Annotated in this window: 18 protein-coding genes; 8 read left to right on the top strand and 10 right to left on the bottom strand. The window is 40.7% G+C overall.

Annotated elements, in window-relative coordinates:
• The first annotated feature begins 254 nt into the window (after positions 1 to 254).
• Both AC623_RS04720 and AC623_RS04715 read left to right on the top strand, forming a co-directional pair.
• On the top strand, positions 255 to 455 hold the full coding sequence (locus AC623_RS04720) for a cold-shock protein (RefSeq protein ID WP_049661009.1): 201 nt from the start codon (positions 255 to 257) through the stop codon (positions 453 to 455).
• Between the two features lie 308 nt (positions 456 to 763).
• Complete coding sequence (locus AC623_RS04715) at positions 764 to 1240, top strand: DUF2306 domain-containing protein (RefSeq protein WP_049666240.1); 477 nt, start codon at positions 764 to 766, stop codon at positions 1238 to 1240.
• 41 nt (positions 1241 to 1281) lie between these two features.
• Here the strand turns inward: AC623_RS04715 and AC623_RS04710 are convergent, their stop codons facing one another.
• Positions 1282 to 1962 carry a superoxide dismutase family protein gene (locus AC623_RS04710; RefSeq protein WP_197090942.1) on the bottom strand — a complete coding sequence of 227 codons (681 nt, stop codon included), beginning with the start codon at positions 1960 to 1962 and terminating at the stop codon, positions 1282 to 1284.
• Between the two features lie 351 nt (positions 1963 to 2313).
• Between AC623_RS04710 and AC623_RS04705 the strand changes: the two genes are divergently transcribed.
• A complete protein-coding gene (locus AC623_RS04705) occupies positions 2314 to 2622 on the top strand; it encodes a hypothetical protein (protein WP_049661006.1) in 309 nt (102 codons plus the stop codon).
• Positions 2623 to 2735: 113 nt separating this feature from the next.
• On the top strand, positions 2736 to 3125 hold the full coding sequence (locus tag AC623_RS04700; protein ID WP_049661004.1) for a thiol-disulfide oxidoreductase DCC family protein: 390 nt from the start codon (positions 2736 to 2738) through the stop codon (positions 3123 to 3125).
• A 29-nt stretch (positions 3126 to 3154) separates the two neighbouring features.
• On the opposite strand, the gene AC623_RS04695 is transcribed toward AC623_RS04700, so the two are convergent.
• From AC623_RS04695 to AC623_RS21350, 4 genes are all read right to left on the bottom strand, one after another.
• Entirely contained in the window at positions 3155 to 4429 is a 1275-nt protein-coding gene (locus tag AC623_RS04695) for a DUF3238 domain-containing protein (protein WP_049661003.1), read from the bottom strand.
• 218 nt (positions 4430 to 4647) lie between these two features.
• The gene (gene copZ / locus AC623_RS04690; protein WP_049661002.1) at positions 4648 to 4860 is read right to left on the bottom strand and encodes a copper chaperone CopZ; all 213 of its coding nucleotides are present in this window, start codon (positions 4858 to 4860) and stop codon (positions 4648 to 4650) included.
• Between the two features lie 220 nt (positions 4861 to 5080).
• On the bottom strand, positions 5081 to 5911 hold the full coding sequence (locus AC623_RS04685) for a methyl-accepting chemotaxis protein (protein ID WP_049661000.1): 831 nt from the start codon (positions 5909 to 5911) through the stop codon (positions 5081 to 5083).
• A 312-nt stretch (positions 5912 to 6223) separates the two neighbouring features.
• A complete protein-coding gene (locus AC623_RS21350) occupies positions 6224 to 6361 on the bottom strand; it encodes a small, acid-soluble spore protein L (RefSeq protein ID WP_095407466.1) in 138 nt (45 codons plus the stop codon).
• Between the two features lie 171 nt (positions 6362 to 6532).
• On the opposite strand from AC623_RS21350, the gene AC623_RS04680 reads away from it, so the two are divergent.
• Positions 6533 to 6796, top strand: a complete 264-nt coding sequence (locus tag AC623_RS04680) for a YtzC family protein (RefSeq protein ID WP_049660999.1) — start codon at positions 6533 to 6535, stop codon at positions 6794 to 6796.
• Positions 6797 to 6843: 47 nt separating this feature from the next.
• Complete coding sequence (locus AC623_RS04675; protein WP_049660998.1) at positions 6844 to 7185, top strand: hypothetical protein; 342 nt, start codon at positions 6844 to 6846, stop codon at positions 7183 to 7185.
• Positions 7186 to 7249: 64 nt separating this feature from the next.
• On the opposite strand, the gene AC623_RS04670 is transcribed toward AC623_RS04675, so the two are convergent.
• Positions 7250 to 8587 (bottom strand): uracil-xanthine permease family protein, encoded by a 1338-nt coding sequence (locus AC623_RS04670; protein WP_049660996.1) that lies wholly within the window; start codon positions 8585 to 8587, stop codon positions 7250 to 7252.
• Positions 8588 to 8771: 184 nt separating this feature from the next.
• On the opposite strand from AC623_RS04670, the gene AC623_RS04665 reads away from it, so the two are divergent.
• The gene (locus tag AC623_RS04665) at positions 8772 to 9746 is read left to right on the top strand and encodes an aromatic ring-hydroxylating oxygenase subunit alpha (RefSeq protein ID WP_049660995.1); all 975 of its coding nucleotides are present in this window, start codon (positions 8772 to 8774) and stop codon (positions 9744 to 9746) included.
• Between the two features lie 74 nt (positions 9747 to 9820).
• Here AC623_RS04665 and AC623_RS04660 read toward each other — a convergent pair whose 3' ends face one another.
• Together AC623_RS04660 and AC623_RS04655 are read right to left on the bottom strand one after the other, a co-directional pair.
• The gene (locus AC623_RS04660; RefSeq protein WP_049660993.1) at positions 9821 to 10525 is read right to left on the bottom strand and encodes a GNAT family N-acetyltransferase; all 705 of its coding nucleotides are present in this window, start codon (positions 10523 to 10525) and stop codon (positions 9821 to 9823) included.
• A gap of 17 nt (positions 10526 to 10542) precedes the next feature.
• Positions 10543 to 11652, bottom strand: coding sequence for a mandelate racemase/muconate lactonizing enzyme family protein (locus AC623_RS04655; RefSeq protein WP_049660992.1), 1110 nt, complete (start codon positions 11650 to 11652; stop codon positions 10543 to 10545).
• A gap of 106 nt (positions 11653 to 11758) precedes the next feature.
• Here AC623_RS04655 and AC623_RS04650 point away from each other — a divergent pair, with 106 nt between their 5' ends.
• Positions 11759 to 13024: a transcriptional regulator gene (locus tag AC623_RS04650; RefSeq protein WP_049660990.1), complete on the top strand. Its 1266-nt coding sequence runs from the start codon at positions 11759 to 11761 to the stop codon at positions 13022 to 13024.
• Positions 13025 to 13143: 119 nt separating this feature from the next.
• Here AC623_RS04650 and nhaC read toward each other — a convergent pair whose 3' ends face one another.
• Both nhaC and AC623_RS04640 read right to left on the bottom strand, forming a co-directional pair.
• Complete coding sequence (gene nhaC / locus AC623_RS04645) at positions 13144 to 14565, bottom strand: Na+/H+ antiporter NhaC (protein ID WP_049660989.1); 1422 nt, start codon at positions 14563 to 14565, stop codon at positions 13144 to 13146.
• A gap of 131 nt (positions 14566 to 14696) precedes the next feature.
• Positions 14697 to 15794: an amidohydrolase gene (locus AC623_RS04640; protein WP_049660988.1), complete on the bottom strand. Its 1098-nt coding sequence runs from the start codon at positions 15792 to 15794 to the stop codon at positions 14697 to 14699.
• Between the last annotated feature and the right edge of the window lie 177 nt (positions 15795 to 15971).

Genomic DNA, 15971 nt, shown 5'->3' with positions numbered 1-15971 from the left:
AAGATAGGAAAAAAGTTGGGAATACTGTGAAACCGAAAGCTTTTTCGACAATTTCTTCTTTAAATATAATGACTTGGCGAATACTGTCGGCAAGTTATTCTCTCCTTTTGTTGCCTTCTTTTACAGCATCTGTTATCGTTAAGAAGAATTATTTTTGTTCGAAGAAAAAGATTAAGCGAAAATACCTTTCGTCTAATGGATTTGAGCAAGGATAGTACTATAAGTGTGCTGTGCACATAAGAGGAGGAAGTAAGATGGAACAAGGTAAAGTAAAATGGTTTAATGCAGAAAAAGGGTTCGGATTCATCGAGCGTGAAGGTGGAGATGACGTATTCGTTCACTTCTCAGCTATCCAAGGTGACGGCTATAAAACTTTAGACGAAGGTCAAAACGTTACATTTGAAACAGAACAAGGTCAACGCGGCTTGCAAGCAACGAACGTTCAAAAAGCATAATCATATAAAGAATGTAGATAAAGGTTAGTATCAGGGCTCTCGAGCCGATCTCAAAGGATGATCCTTTGAGATACGAAGCCTGGTGAAGATCTAAATGACCGCGATCGTCATAAGCACTGCAAACAGGCGAGCAACGAAGAAATCCCGTGCTTGTCAACAGCCTATTATATAACACCACTAACTTAATGAAATTGGGATAGCGAAGACTATTCTAGACAAGCGGCAACTCACCTTCAACTTTCTATTGAACGTGCAGTTGCTTTTTTTTTGCGTGCTTCCGATAGCTCCTCATTACTTTTTAAGAGGTGATTCATTTGTTTAATTTGATACTAATTATCCATATTGTCACGGGCTTTATTTGTTTGATCACGGGGCTGATTGCTGGCTTTTCCAAGAAGAAAAAAGGAAAACACACACTCACAGGTCAAATATATTTCTGGTCTTATTCACTCGTTTTTCTCTCCGCTGTCATCATGGCTATTACACATTGGCAGGAAAGCGCCTATCTTTTTTATATCGCTCTTTTCTCTTTCGCCTTTGCTTTGCTCGGCTACGTGTCTGTAAAGAAAAAGAGAAAAAATTGGCTAAGCCAGCATATTGCAGGAATGCTCGGTTCTTATATTGGCATCGTCACAGCTACCCTCGTTGTGAATAGTCCGAAGATCCCACTTTTAAATGAGGTGCCTATACTCGCTATTTGGCTATTGCCGACCATTATCGGCACCCCAATTATCATTAAAATTGGAAATAAATATGTTCCAAAACAAAAAAAGATAGCAAGTTAACGAATAACAGCCTTTCCCAAGTGGGAAAGGCTGTTATTCTGTTATTGAGCACTTATCGCTCCGCACGCAATACGTGATCCAGCATCTCCCGCTGGTTGAGATTTACCGTCATCCGCCTTTTCATGAATGACAAGAGCAGATCCATCTTGATCCAGTAAAGAATGATCTTCTCCACTGTTAAGTGAGACATCTTTTGCGATCATTTCCGTTTTAACTGTTCCATCTTTCCCTACATTCAAGTTTGGCAAATCACCAGCATGAGGCCCTTTTTCATGATTCATTCCATGGCTGGCATTCGTTGGATTAAAGTGACCGCCTGCTGATTCAAAATCCGGCCCATCACATTTTCCCGTTTCATGAATATGGAATCCATGCTCACCAGGCGGCAGTTCTGAAGCATCTACTTTAATGGCTACTCCTTCTTCTGTTTGTTTCAGTTCAGCTGTTCCCACTTTTTTACCTTCACCATTCTTTAAATCAATGACCGCAGCATCATTATCTTCTCCCACGCCGGCAACCGGTGTATCTGGAGATGCAGGAGCCTGTTCCTCTGTTGAAGTTTCCTTACTTGGCTGTTTTTCTGTTGCTGTTGTATCATCCTCAGCAGTCGTTTCTTTACTTTTTTGTTCATCCGCTGCTTTGTCATCTCCGCCGCCACAAGCACTGATGACTAGCATTACAGCTAAGATAAAAGCGAAAAACAATAGTTTTCTCACAATCATCCTCCCCTTCCATAAATTATGTACACATACACTCACTTTACACCGTTCAAAACTTATTTAAACACCCTTAGTGGATTTCACTTCATTCGACCTAGTGAAGCCGTAAAAAAGAGAGACTGCTTGCCCTCTATCCTAAAGCCTTTCAAACGTATTCCACTCCTATTTGCTTAGCGAACTGTCACTGTCTTGTTTGTAAAAGAAGAAATAAAAAATTACCACTTACAAATCATTCATTCTCTTCTTTTATCAGAGGGAATTCCTCCTTTGTGAACGGCAACTATTCTATTTTTATTTTTTCATCAGAGAATATTTTTGCAAAAACAAGGTAAAGGTAACGTGAGGTGATCAAGTATGCAGCAAATACAAAATTTAAGTGAATTAACGGAACTAGCAAAATCCGAACAAGGAAACAAACAGTTATTTATTTCTCAACAGGAAAAAAGTTCTTCTGGCATATCACTTGGAGATGAAGATACAAAAGGAGCGAATAATGAGATAGAAGTAAAAATCTTAATGGAAGCGCCTGAAAAAGTGATTGTCTTTAAGAAAGTGTACAATCAATCAATCGAGTATGAAGAAGCTATCAAACAAATAAAAGCCTTGGAACAAACAGTTCCATTACAAAAAGTGAGCCCTGAAGAAATCGAGAAGAGAATCTAAACGATCGGCCAAGGATAACTATACTAAACGGATGAAGTGTTTTACATGATAAGAAAGAGGTTAAAGTAGAGAAAGAGAGAATTTTATATTATAAGAGATAAGGAGGACCTCACATGCATCCTGTTGTTTTATTTGATGGTGAATGTAATTTTTGTGATTCAAGTGTTCAGTTTATTATAAAAAACGATCCTAAAGGGATGTTTCATTTTGCTTCTTTGCAAAGTGACACGGGACAGGAATTATTAAAGAAACATCACGTTCCTTCGGATATCGACAGCATGATCTTGATTGAAGGCGATAAGGTGTATTATAAATCGGCGGCGGCCCTTCGAATTTGCAGGCATTTAAAAGGAGCTTGGAAATTGCTATATGCTTTTATCATCGTTCCTCGCCCAATCCGAAACATCGCCTATGATTTCATTGCTAAAAATCGTTATAAGTGGTTTGGAAAAAAGGAAAGCTGTATGCTCCCATCGCTAAGCGTGCGAGCACGATTTATATAAAAAAGGAAAAGCCTTCTGCTTTTCCTTTTTTATTTGAAATTAGACACACGCCAAAATTGATCAGCCATAGTAGTAGACAGCCATTCGAGACCCTTGCTTTCAGCCTGATGAATAGGCTGCCAAGAAGTATAGTTATTCTTCAAATACACCTCTTGATGCGGAGATTGATCATGTACTCCACTAATATCATAAAACCCATTCTTGTAAAGGCGGACATGCATTTTATAGTCGATGGCCGGTGAAGCAACGAGGGGATTTCCTACAGAATGGATAAGCTGAATGGAGGCTTCTTTATTTGTTACATTTGACTTCTTTAACTGAATTCCTTCCGCTGAGGCAGTCTCTTCTTCTTTAAATCTTCTTATCCACCCGTAAGCTTTTGTTTTACCAACATCTTTCACTAAACGAACATTAGGGCCTCGTCCATCATAATTGATTAAGATATCTGCTCTCGTACGATAATTAGGGGCTTCTGGATCAAATCCCCGCCCATCTCCTTCGAAATAACGAAGAGTAGAAAAGAAGTTTGGATTTTTTAGCCACTTATTTGTTAAAAATGTAGTGTACCGAATCGCCCACTCTGTCCGGTCAGAAGCCTGCTCCCTTGGCCTTAACACACTTTCAACCATTCCAATTTGTTTAGTTAAGCTAAACCGCTCCAATACCGCTTCTTTCTCTGAGGTGTCCTTTTTAAAAAAGCCGATGATTCCCGCAATGGCAAACTTTTCTTCGCTCATTGTTTTTTCAGAGAGCGCGAGTGGACGAGCCGCCTTAATGGAATAGTGATAGTCTTTGTCGCTCTCGATCGTATCATCGATAAATCGGCAATCCTTGACCTTCGCTATTTTTTCTCCATTACGGTAAACTGTATACTCTTTAACACCTTCAATAGGCTCCCATTCCATGCTAATCACTGAATGGGTTACAATGGTCGTAACAATTAAGTTTTGCAATACGTTCGCAGGGTTTTGATCCTTCGTTACAGTAGAGGTTTGTATTTTTATCGTATTAGCGAGCTGGTTGGCAGGACCCATCTTTTTCACTGTATATAGATAGGTTTTTCCCGGAACTAGTCCTGTATCCGTTATCTCTTGATCGGTTCCTGAATAAATCAGCTCATCCTCTCTGTATACTTTATAAGCTCCCTTCCCTTCCATCCAATGAAAGGTAATCTCATTTTCTCTCTGTTTAATGGATTTGATCATCAGGCTATTAATGCGGGCTAATCTCTGTTGTCGCCTTTTTCTCCAAGACAAGAAAATGCTTCCCGCTAAACCCAATGCAGCTATAGAATAACGATACATCGCTTTTGCCACCCCGCTTTTTTACATTTAAAGAACCATTAGTACTAGGAAAACACCTTTTGTTATACCCTAATCGGATATTTTCCACACCTTCTGCCAATCGTTCACAAATTGTCTTCGTTCTTCATTAAAGTAGCGTATGACTTGGGTTTTCATGCATTAGACAAGTTAGCCTGAGCCATAATTACATAAAAAAGCCGTGCTAAAAGCAGCACGACCTACTGTTGTTCTACATCATATCCTTGTTCTTCAATTTCACCCGTAATATCCTTTATAGAGACAACGTTTTGATCAAAAGACACGTCCACTGTGTTTTCCTCTAAATATACTTTCACAGATTCGACTCCATTTAATTTTCCAACGTTGCTTTCAACTGCATGAACACAATGATCGCAAGACATTCCTTGTACATACAACGTGACTTGTTCCATTGTTCTTCCCCCTCCATTTTATTGCTTTATGACGATCTGCCTTGTTACAGGGATGGGACCTGCTTCTTTTTATTTATTCACTCTTCTCTATTTAAATAAACACATGCTTTATACACATGCACGAAGAAGAGCTTTTGCAAGGAATCAATGGGCGGAAAGAAAAAACATGGTTCAATCACGAAAGTCCCATAAAAAAGACTGCCTCCTCTGGCAGCTGCGATTAGGTTTTTTGATGAGTCTTTCCATGTTTATTTAAAAGTTCAGCTGTATCTGAAATTCTCTCTACCATTGAGTGGAACTCTTGGGTACTAGCCGATTGTTCTTCTGTTTGAGCGGCAATTTCCTGAATGGAGGCATTTATTTTTGTAATTTCTTTTTGCGTTAATTCCAGTTGCTGTTGAATATCCTCAGCGGCTGAATTACTATTTGCAGCCATTTTTCGGATTTCATTCGCTACAACTGAAAAGCCTCTTCCAAATTCTCCAGAGCGAGCGGCTTCGATCGAGGCGTTTAATCCCAAAATATTCGATCTCGAGGAGATTTCCTTCACTTGTTGAATGATTCTTTCTACACTCTTCATATTATTCTTCATGGCCTCGGATTGCTGAGACAACTCTTGAAGCTTATCTGCTGAAGAATTGGTAATGGCAGCTATTTCTTCCGAGAAAGCCGTCATTTGACTAATAACGGAACTAAGCTTTTCTGCTCCTTTACGCAGGTCTTCCATCTTTTGATTGGAAACTACAGCGGCAAAGGCTCCAATAACTTGTCCGTTTTGCTTAATCGGTGTGCAAGTGGATATATAAGGAACACCAAGCATATCAGCTGGTATTTCTTCACGAATTTTTTCTCCTGTCTGCAGGACTCTATAAGTAGCAGACTTTTTGTATTTTGACATGCTTTCTCCGACTTTTAATTTTAAGTCGATTGCTTCTCCTGGAAGATAGCCAATGATTTTTTCTTTGTCACTTAAAATTAAACATGTATCTTCCGGATAGGACTGTTGAATAATTGGCAAGTTCTCAGCTATCTCTCGTAATTGATGAGTCATTGCTCTCCCCCCCCTTGCTTATTATGTAAATATTATCACTATTCAACCAACAAATCTATGAAATTTGTTATGAGTAAATAGACCTGTTTTTTAACAATAAAGAAGGTGTATCCTTGAGATCTAAGCAGGGCAGCAAACAAATGAGGAAAGGAACTAAATAAGGTTAACTCTTACGTACAGTGTATAACATGATACCGGCAATATTACAGTTACAGGTCTGGCGTAAAAAGAAGGTTTTACTTACATAAAATGAAGCAAAGATAGGTATGCCTATCTGATAGCTCCCCCGCCGTAATGGCAGGGGAATTTATTTTAGCGCTTCGTGTTACTATGTTTTGCTCTCTCTTCAAGCTGTGATTTAGGGCTTGTATCTCCTTTGCCGCCCCCTGCATATCCTTGAGGATTGACCCCGCTAAACGCCTTATTGCCTCGATTTCGATTCTTGCTCATTTAAACACCTCCTTCCTTTACTATTTGCGTAAAGCGCAAGCTGTAGTATGGAAAAATGTCACATGGCCACTTAATGCCTTTTCAAACTTTGGCTCTGATAATCGGAAATAAAAAAGGCAACACTACAACCGACGACAAGTTTTTAATTATTGTCGCAAGGAGAGGATCGATATGGCAACAAGGCAATCCGTTGATGAATGCTTGGAAAGATGCCAAAGTGCTATTAACCATGCGGAAGAACAATACAAGGAAGCAGCGAGACAAGAACATGATAACGATGGAAACTTTTCTGGGTCCCAATTCATGTTGGAAGATGCGTATAACGAGTTGGATAAGCTGCTGCTTAGCGCAAATGCCCAGCAAAGAGAGCAGCTCCATCGCATGAGATTGCAGCTGCAGCAAGTACAAAACAGCATGATTTTATTAGACCATTAACACATAGCTGGCCCATCACAACTGGGCCAGCCTTTGAGGTGATGACGATGATTATAAACGAGATGATGGATCAGGCCAAACAGACAGTCGGACGGGCTACCGCCTATATCAAAGAAAAAACATTTGACTTATTAGGTACTCCTGCTGCTTCTATTACAGAATTAGCCGCCTTCATTCCGACTCATCATGATACAAAAAAAGCAACGAAAACTTTTTTAGGAAAAACTTTCACCTTTTATGACCTTGAAACGATGGGCATCCGTTACTATTTAGAAATGAAGGGCCCGCATATTTTGCAATTAGATGCCCAGACAAAAGACCGGAGTATCGTCGCTTATCGTTCCTATAGGGATCAGCATAAATTAGACATTCCCATTCGATTTCCTTAACCACCTCCTTTTTACAAGAAAAGACCATCGCTTCCCTTTAGAGGAACGATGGTCTCTTCTTAACCTATTGTATACTGCTTACTTCCTTTTCTACTCTTCTTTTTTCTTCCGGGATAACCAAGTTGAGAAGAACCGTTGCCAATGCCCCGACCGTAATACCGGAAGACAAAATGTAGTTAGCCCAGTCAGGAACACTGCTTAATACTTCCTTCGGTAAAATAGTAACAGCAATGGTTAATAAAATTGGGATACCAATCACGATCATATTCCGATCATCAATAATAATGGGCTGAATCACCTTCATGCCATTTGTAACAATGGCGACACAAACGATACCAAAAATTCCGTTAATAACAGGCTCAGGAATACACGTAATGGCTGTAGATAATTTAGGAATCAGACCAAGGAAGACAAGAATCAATCCACTTGCCATAATAACCATTCGGCTTGCTACACCAGTAATGGCTAAGAGGCCTGCATTCGATGAATAACCTGTCATCGGCGTGCTGCCGAACAAAGCTCCAATAAAACAGCCAAGTCCTTCTCCAACAGAAGCACGGTTCAAACGCTTTTCGTCGAGTTCTTTCCCTGTCACTGTGGATACAACAAACCAAGTACCTGTTGTTTCCATTAAAATAATGAAATAGACAAACACCATTGTGATAATGGCACCGGCATCAAATACCGGCTTTCCAAATGGGAATAAGGTTGGCAGTGCAAACCAGCTCGCTTCTTTCACTGGAGAAAAGTCAACTGTACCAAAAAAGCTGGCTGTGACTGTGCCGACGACAATCGCGATAATAACAGATACTAAGCGTAAAAACGTACTAAAACCATTCTTTTTGCGGCCAAGCAGCATGCAAATAACGAGTACTAAAGCCGAGACAGCCGCGATCAGAATATTGTTTCCAATGTTTCCTTCTGAAATAAATACGTTGTTCAGTCCAACAGGCATTAAAGCAATGCCGACAATAATGATCACAGTGCCGCCGACGAGTGGCGGAACAATCCTTCTAACCACTTTAGCAAACCATTTTAACGGATATCCAAGAAGAGCAATAATAATGGCACCCGGGATGAGGCTACCAGCGATCGCTCCAAGACCGAGCTTTCCGCCAATCGCCGCGATCGCACCAATTGGCACATAAGACGGACCTTGTACAACCGGAAGTTTAATCCCGGCACCTGTTTGAATCAATGTCGCAAGTCCTGTTGCTAAGAAGCACATTTGAATAAAGAAAGACGTATTTTCTGTACTAAGCGCAAGCAGGCCTGCAATAACGATAGGGGCAATATATAAGTCCATAGCCAGCACGTGCTGTAAACCAAGGACGAACGCTTTACCAGGGCTGACCTTATCATCTACTCCAATAATAATGTTATTTCCTGACTTATTTTCCACTGCAACCCTTCCTTTTATTCGTATTTTCTGCGTTTTCAAGTGGATTATATATAAAAAAATCTTTTTTGTATATAAAAAACGAACATTTTTTTAAAATAATATATTTTAATTCGGATTCGTATTGACCAACTGCCCTTCTCTTATTAAAATAAAGGCATGAAATTGATTCGGAGGGATACAAACTATGATACGAGACGAAGTATTACAGCAAGATTGGATTGTGGCTTGCCGTTCAGAAGATGTAAAAGAAAAGCCCGTTCAAGTTATTCTTATGGGAGAACGGCTAGCTATTTTTAGAAATAGTGAAGGTGTTCATGCTTTTAAAGATTTATGTATTCATAGAGGAGCCGCCCTATCACTTGGAGAAGTGAAAAATGATTGTCTTGTCTGCCCTTACCATGCTTGGGAATATAATGATAAAGGGGACTGTGTAAAGATTCCCCAGCTTCCAGAAGGAAGAGCTATTCCGAAGAAAGCAAAAGCCGTTTCCTATGGCTGTGTAGAAAAGTATGGTTTTATCTGGGTAAATTTAGCGAACAATCAACCGGAATTTTTCCGTTATGAAGAAATGGAAGACACGGAATTTCACAGTGTGATCTGGGGACCACAAGAAGTACAAGCAAAACCGCCGCGTATCGTTGAAAACTTCCTGGACGTTGGACACCTGGCTGTTGTACATCAAGGCTATCTTGGATCAGAAGAACACCGCGAAATTGGGGATTATGCTGTTCATTGGGAAGATAACCGCATCTATTCTGATGAGATTGCGATTTACCAGCCGGATCCCGATGGTTCTGGCGTACCAAAATATGTCTACTATACGTATGAAATCATTCGTCCATTAACGGTAAAATTCACGAAGAAAGATCGTGAAAATGATACATTGATGACCATTCTCTTAACAGTCCGTCCTGTTACTGAAACGACATCCATTGCTTATGGCATTCTTTCCTTTAACTACGACACTGGACTAACAGATCAACAGCTGATTGAGTTCCAAGACGAGATTTTCTCTCAAGACAAACCGGTTGTTGAAAACCAAAAACCAGAAGAGCTGCCGCTTGATCTGCAGGTCGAGCTTTCCCTTATCTCTGACCGGGTAAGTATTGCCTATCGCCAATACTTGAAAAAACTTGGTGTGACGTTAGGAACATCTTAATAACTAGACAAAAAATCGGGCGATTTGCCCGATTTTTTGTTTAGTTTGTTATATTACATATAGAAGGTGCAGTCTTACTGCACTCCTCTTCTAAAATCAACCCATTGGGTGCCTTCACGGTTTTCCATGCGGAATCCTTTCCACTCTTGCTTAAACAGCTCTTGCTGCCCAGCCGTATCGTCCATTCGGCGTGTTGTGAATTCCCACTCTTTTTTGGTAGGATCTTCTCTTAGTTCCTTTACAAAAACATAACGAAGCCGACTGCCGTATTTTTCTTTTAACGCTGCCATTTCCATTCCTTGTGCAAATTTATCTTTTAAACTTGGGATATTAAATGGTGCCACCGTACAGCAAACATACTTATACTTTTGGTCAAGTGTCTCTAATTCTTTCATAATGCATTGGGCTAAAAGCTTTTGCAGGCCATTTCCGCGATAGTCAGGGTGGACATTCGAGATTTCCTGGTAAATGACACTTGGGAGTTCTTCTTCTGTTAAACCAATATCCTTCCCTAGATGCTCTTCATCAAGAGGCGGCACCAGTAAGGCCCGGAAAGCGATGAGCTTTTTGTCTGCAAATGCCCCAATCATCAAACCTTTCCCCTCAAGGATATATTGAAATTCCTCATAGGAAAGAGGCTGTAGTATGTCTTTGTTTTCTAACGTTTCAATGACTACTTTCTGTAATTCTAGAATAAGGTCTATATGCTCCATCGATAATCGTACAATAGTAAATGCTTGATTGGATGTGCTTAATCTTCCTTCATGAATGACTCTCACAAAAATTCTCCCTTCTGTTAACGGATGGCTGCTTCGAAAACCGTCAGCTCCGCCAATGTTTTTTCATCCACGTCTACACCAAGCCCCGGCTGTTCCGTTAGTCTAATAAATGGAACGTCATAATGAAGGTTTCCGACATCTTTTGAAAATTTTAAAGGCCCTGTTAATTCAACACTTGTGATGACTTTCTTTGAAAAAGCCACGTGGAATCCAGCGGCAGAACCAATAGACGATTCAACCATCGAACCAACTTGACATTCAAGTCCTGCCATTTCCGCCTGATGAGCTAATTTTACCGCAGGATAAATCCCTCCGCACTTCATTAATTTAATGTTCACTTTATCAGCTGCTTGTTTTTCGATGACTTCACGCATTTCCCGCGGACCTTTTAATCCTTCATCCACCATTAAAGGAATATCCGTCTTTGATCGAATAAATGCCATACCATTTATATCATCCGCTAATACCGGCTGCTCCAGCCAGTCGAGATTTACTTCACGAAGGGCACGCAGCGCTGTTAATGTTGTGGCGCTATTTGTCCATCCTTGATTAACATCCACTCGAATTGCGATCTCCTCTCCTACTCTTGAACGCACTGCTTTTATCCGTTCGACGTCTTTTCTCACATCGTTGCCGACCTTCATTTTAAAGGAACGATACCCTTGATCAACCATGGTGGCAGCCTCTTCTGCCATATAGTCAGGTTCAGCAATGCTTAATACGTGTGTAATCGGAAACTCATCATGATAACGGCCGCCGATCAGCTGGTAAACAGGCTGTTTCAGCTTTTTGCCGAGAATATCAAAACAGGCGATGTCGATAGCTGCTTTTGCAGCGGGTGCTCCGTAAACGGCCTTATTCATAATATCGTGTATTTTTTCAATTTCTAATGGATTTTTTCCCAATAGAGCAGGGGCTAGTGTATTCTTTAAAGTATAAAAAGCGCCTTCCCATGTTTCACCTGTTACGTGCTCATCAGCTACAGTTTCTCCATACCCGATGATGCCTTCATCTGTTTCTACCTTTACAATAATAGATGGCATATAATCATACGTATGATAGCTTACAATAAACGGAGTGTGCAAAGGGAAATGTGCAGCGTATAAATGAATGGCTGTAATGTTCATAAAGTTTTCTTCCTTTCAGTTTACAATTGTTTTTTATATTTGTTATAGTTATCGTTAAATAGTCGCTAAATAGCTGAACTTTTATCTTTGTATAGGAGCTGGAACCATGACCATTAAGATTGCTGTAATCGGTTCAGCGGATTTTATCCGTACGATTCTCTCTGTTGCACCTCAAGTCGGAGAAATTGACATTGAGCCGTATGTATATGATCGGCCGGAAGAAGCCGCCGAGCTGGTCAAACATCTAAAACCTTGCGATATTTTGTTTTTCTCAGGAGCTTTACCTTACTATTTTTCTAAAGAAGTACATGAGTCAATGCCGATTCCTTCTCTTTATCTAGAACAGGATGAAACAGCGATTGCCATTTCTCTTCTTTCTCTTATTTCTCATCAACATATTTCATTAGAGCGAATTTCGATCGATTTGACTGAATCTTCATTTATTCAAAACATTCTTGCCGATATCGGCTTTCGCGACGTCCCTCTTTATATAATGGATTACGCGGATAAATTGCCAAATAAATTTGATATTAATGATATCGTTGATTTTCACTACTCTCTCTTTCAAGCAGGAAAAAGTGATAGAGCGTTAACAAGTATCCATGCTGTGTATGACAAACTTCAACAGCTCGGTGTTCCCGCCCAGAGGATGATCGATCCGGTCAAATCATTGATACACGGCTTACAAAATGCAAAAGCGCAAGCAGAACTAACGAAAAGCCACTCGGCTACAATCGCAGCCGGCTATATTTCCTTAAAGCAGACAGAGGCTACTCAGAAAGAACATTTGGCTGCATTTGCCCGCAAAATGAACGCTACCATTCAGCCATCATCGGAAACTGCTTTTTTACTGTACAGCACCCGTGGTGATATTGAAATCGTCATGAACAGCGAGGCCTTCCACGAGTTTCTTCTCAATTGGCAAGAGCCTGTAGCTGTCGGCTTTGGCTATGGATTTACAGCCGCAGAAGCCAATCAAAATGCGAAAATTGCCCGCAGTTTTGCGGCCCATCACGAACCTGAAAGTTGCGGCTACATACTGACAGAAGACAAAGAACTGCTCGGTCCTTTTCCAAAAGAAAAGAAAACCCAACGGTTAAAAAATGATCATCCCGAATGGTTGCAAATCGCCAAAGAAACAAAGCTTAGCCCTGCAAATATATCAAAAATCATTCAATTTAGTAAGTCTCGGCAATCCCTTCAATTTACAGCTGCTGACCTCTCGGACTACTTGCAGGTCACACGCCGGTCAACTGAACGGATCTTAAAAAAGCTCGTCGATCATGGCTTTGTGAAAATTGTTGGTGAAGAAATGACGTATCAACAAGGACGTCCTCGTTCAATTTACGAATTAAATATGCCTATTTACTAATAAGGAAAGAAAAAGTTCTATGAAACGAGCTTTTTCTTTCCTTTTTTAGAGTGTAGAGAGGAGCTTATCTGCAATGCACCAGGCTAACTGAAAACACCTGTCTTGCTTGTCTTCACTTCTTATTGATTTAATGTAGTTTCCTCTTGCTGTGCTAATGCTAATTTCTCTTCATCTGTCAGCTTTACAATAGAGAATCCGGTTAATGCATAAATGATAGAAAGAATTGGCACGACAAAATTCAATATTGCATATGGTGCATACTCAAATGTATGAACACCGAGCGTTCCGAGTATAAACACTCCGCACGTATTCCACGGAATGAATACAGACGTTAATGTTCCTCCATCTTCAAGAGCACGAGACAGGTTTTTCGAATGAAGTCCCTTTTCCTGATAGGCTTTTGCATACATTCTCGACGGAATAACGATCGAAATATATTGTTCCGAACAAGAAGCGTTTGTCGCAAAGCAAGAAACAACTGTTGAGGCAACGAGCGTTTTTCCTGTTTTCGCCAACTTCAAGATTTGTTTAACAATCACTTCAAGCATTCCCGTGTACTCTAGAACGCCGCCAAAGGTCATGGCCACAATCGTCATGGAAACGGTATACATCATGGAATCTAAACCGCCGCGGTTAAATAAGTTATCCACCATTTCGTTTCCTGTATCAATGACGAAACCGCTTTGCAGGGCAGCAATTGCTCCTGTAAAAGAGCCGCCCTGAATAAAGACTTGAGAGGCGAAACCGAGAACAATTCCGATAATTAAGGCCGGAATGGCAGGCACCTTTTTAGCCACTAATACAATAACAAGCAATGGAATAAGCAGTAAAAATGGTGAGATGACAAAGTTCTCTTGAAGTACATTCATGGTTTGTTGAATGTCAGCTGTATCAATTCCGCTTTCACCAAAACTTCTTCCTAAAAACGCGTATACAGCTAACGTAATAATTAACCCCGGTATGGTCGTATAGAACATATGACGAATATGGACAAATAAATCCGTGTTTGTCAAACCTGCAGCTAAGTTCGTTGTATCTGAAAGCGGTGACATTTTATCCCCAAAATAAGAACCTGAAATAACAGCCCCGGCAATCATTGGTGCAGGAATTCCCATACTGAGGCCAATTCCCATTCCTGCTACACCAATCGTTCCCATTGTAGACCAAGAGCTTCCGATCGCTAAAGATACGATAGAACAAATGATGGTAATCGATACTAAAAATAATGACGGTGTAATAATTTTCAATCCATAATAGATCATCGTGGCGACAATGCCTCCGCCGATCCAAGCACCAATCGTTAAACCGACAAGCATAATAATAACAACAGCCGGAAGTGCGAGTCGTATCCCTTTATACATGGCCTCTTCAATTTCTTCCCACTTAAATCCTGAACGCCAGGCGACAAGTGCGGCTGTCGTTGTACCAACAATCAATGGAATGTGCGGTCCTTGCTCTAAAACTACTACAGTTACAGCCATGACAGCAATCATGACAGCCAGCGGAATAATGGCTACCCAAAAAGACATCTCTTTTTTCATTCTCTTACCCCAATCTTTCTTTTTTTCGAAAACTTTCAATTGTCGCATAATGGACGTTAATAGGGTAATAATAACTGGTCAATGGCTGTACGTCAATTCGATTTTTTATTTTTATAAAAACTTTTTCTCTACTAAGCTCTTTTAAGTGCTTCTGCTAAAATTTTTGCACCGGTATCCAATACGGATCTGTTAAATGTCATATGGGGATGATGAAGTCCTGGCACTAAATCTGCTCCTACGCCAATCATCGTCGCTTTTACTTCCGGATGTTTAATCGTATAGAAATGAAAATCGTCACTTCCAGAGGTAACAACTGGCGGTGCAAGAGCCTCGTCTCCTGCTACATAACGAATAGCTTCTTCAGCAACAGCTGCCGCTTCCTCTGATACTTCCGCTCCCGGGGTATAGTCAATCCAATTCGCTTCTATCTCTACGCCATAGAGCTTCTTCAATCCTTCCAAGCCTTCTGTTAAGCGTTCTTGCAGAACTCGCAATGTGTCATTTTTCTGGGCACGTACATCGACAGAGAACTCAACTGTTCCTGGGATAATATTGACACTCTCTCCCCCCGCTAAAATTTTTGTCAGCTTAGCCGAGTAGGTTTCGAATGGTGATAGATAAATTGACTTGATCCATTGGTGAAAGGCCACAATCACATCAATAGCGTTTTTTCCTTGATGAGGACGTGCTCCATGGGCATCTACCCCAATAATTTTTCCTTCCAAGAAAATACCAGCTCCGTGATGAATGGCTGGTGCAAATTGTCCAAATGAAAGCTCCTCTTTCGGGCGTACGTGCACACCAAAAAGATGGGTCACTCCTTCCATTGCCCCTCGGTCAATCATAGCGACCGAACCATTTCCTTTTTCCTCAGCCGGCTGAAAAATAAAGCGGACTTTCTTATTAAGCGGTTCATTCCGCAAATAAAGCAAAGCGCCTAACACCATCGACATATGAGCATCATGGCCGCACGAATGATTGGCTTGAAACACTCCATCTACCTCTTGCCACAATGCATCAATATCGGCACGGACAGCCACTGTTTGATCTCCCTCGCCAATCTCCGCCATGACTCCCGTTACGTCTGGAAACCGGCGGTAAGAGACTCCTAACCCATCTAAGATTTCCGTAATTCTTTGCGTGGTCCCTTCTTCTTGCCAGCTCACTTCAGGGTGCTGGTGAAAATAATCAAACCATTGCAGCACTTGATCTTCCACTTTTACTGTCATACAGAACTCTCCTTTTCTATGTCACTTTTACACAACTACCAATCCGCTCTTCTAAAATATATACTCGCTTCCCACCGCCTTTCAAAGTTATTTAGATAGTATCACTTTTTCACGTATGTATCCCGGAATTGTTGATAAATTTTTATAAAAATCCTTCCTTATACAAGCAGAGCACGG

The organism is Bacillus sp. FJAT-27231, from assembly GCF_001183975.1.
Taxonomy (GTDB): Bacteria; Bacillota; Bacilli; order Bacillales; family Domibacillaceae; genus Pseudobacillus; species Pseudobacillus wudalianchiensis.
Note: the sequence above shows the minus strand (reverse complement) of the source record. Positions and strands in the feature narration are given on the sequence as shown.

Excerpts from the sequence above, each read along its gene's own strand:
- AC623_RS04665 (WP_049660995.1), top strand. The coding sequence starts at position 8,772 with ATGATACGAGACGAAGTATTACAGCAAGATTGGATTGTGGCTTGCCGT.
- AC623_RS04695 (WP_049661003.1), bottom strand. The coding sequence starts at position 4,429 with ATGTATCGTTATTCTATAGCTGCATTGGGTTTAGCGGGAAGCATTTTC.
- AC623_RS04700 (WP_049661004.1), top strand. The coding sequence starts at position 2,736 with ATGCATCCTGTTGTTTTATTTGATGGTGAATGTAATTTTTGTGATTCA.
- AC623_RS04640 (WP_049660988.1), bottom strand. The coding sequence starts at position 15,794 with ATGACAGTAAAAGTGGAAGATCAAGTGCTGCAATGGTTTGATTATTTT.
- AC623_RS04710 (WP_197090942.1), bottom strand. The coding sequence starts at position 1,962 with ATGATTGTGAGAAAACTATTGTTTTTCGCTTTTATCTTAGCTGTAATG.
- AC623_RS21350 (WP_095407466.1), bottom strand. The coding sequence starts at position 6,361 with ATGAGCAAGAATCGAAATCGAGGCAATAAGGCGTTTAGCGGGGTCAAT.
- AC623_RS04650 (WP_049660990.1), top strand. The coding sequence starts at position 11,759 with ATGACCATTAAGATTGCTGTAATCGGTTCAGCGGATTTTATCCGTACG.
- AC623_RS04680 (WP_049660999.1), top strand. The coding sequence starts at position 6,533 with ATGGCAACAAGGCAATCCGTTGATGAATGCTTGGAAAGATGCCAAAGT.
- AC623_RS04705 (WP_049661006.1), top strand. The coding sequence starts at position 2,314 with ATGCAGCAAATACAAAATTTAAGTGAATTAACGGAACTAGCAAAATCC.
- nhaC (WP_049660989.1), bottom strand. The coding sequence starts at position 14,565 with ATGAAAAAAGAGATGTCTTTTTGGGTAGCCATTATTCCGCTGGCTGTC.
- AC623_RS04685 (WP_049661000.1), bottom strand. The coding sequence starts at position 5,911 with ATGACTCATCAATTACGAGAGATAGCTGAGAACTTGCCAATTATTCAA.
- copZ (WP_049661002.1), bottom strand. The coding sequence starts at position 4,860 with ATGGAACAAGTCACGTTGTATGTACAAGGAATGTCTTGCGATCATTGT.
- AC623_RS04675 (WP_049660998.1), top strand. The coding sequence starts at position 6,844 with ATGATTATAAACGAGATGATGGATCAGGCCAAACAGACAGTCGGACGG.
- AC623_RS04655 (WP_049660992.1), bottom strand. The coding sequence starts at position 11,652 with ATGAACATTACAGCCATTCATTTATACGCTGCACATTTCCCTTTGCAC.
- AC623_RS04720 (WP_049661009.1), top strand. The coding sequence starts at position 255 with ATGGAACAAGGTAAAGTAAAATGGTTTAATGCAGAAAAAGGGTTCGGA.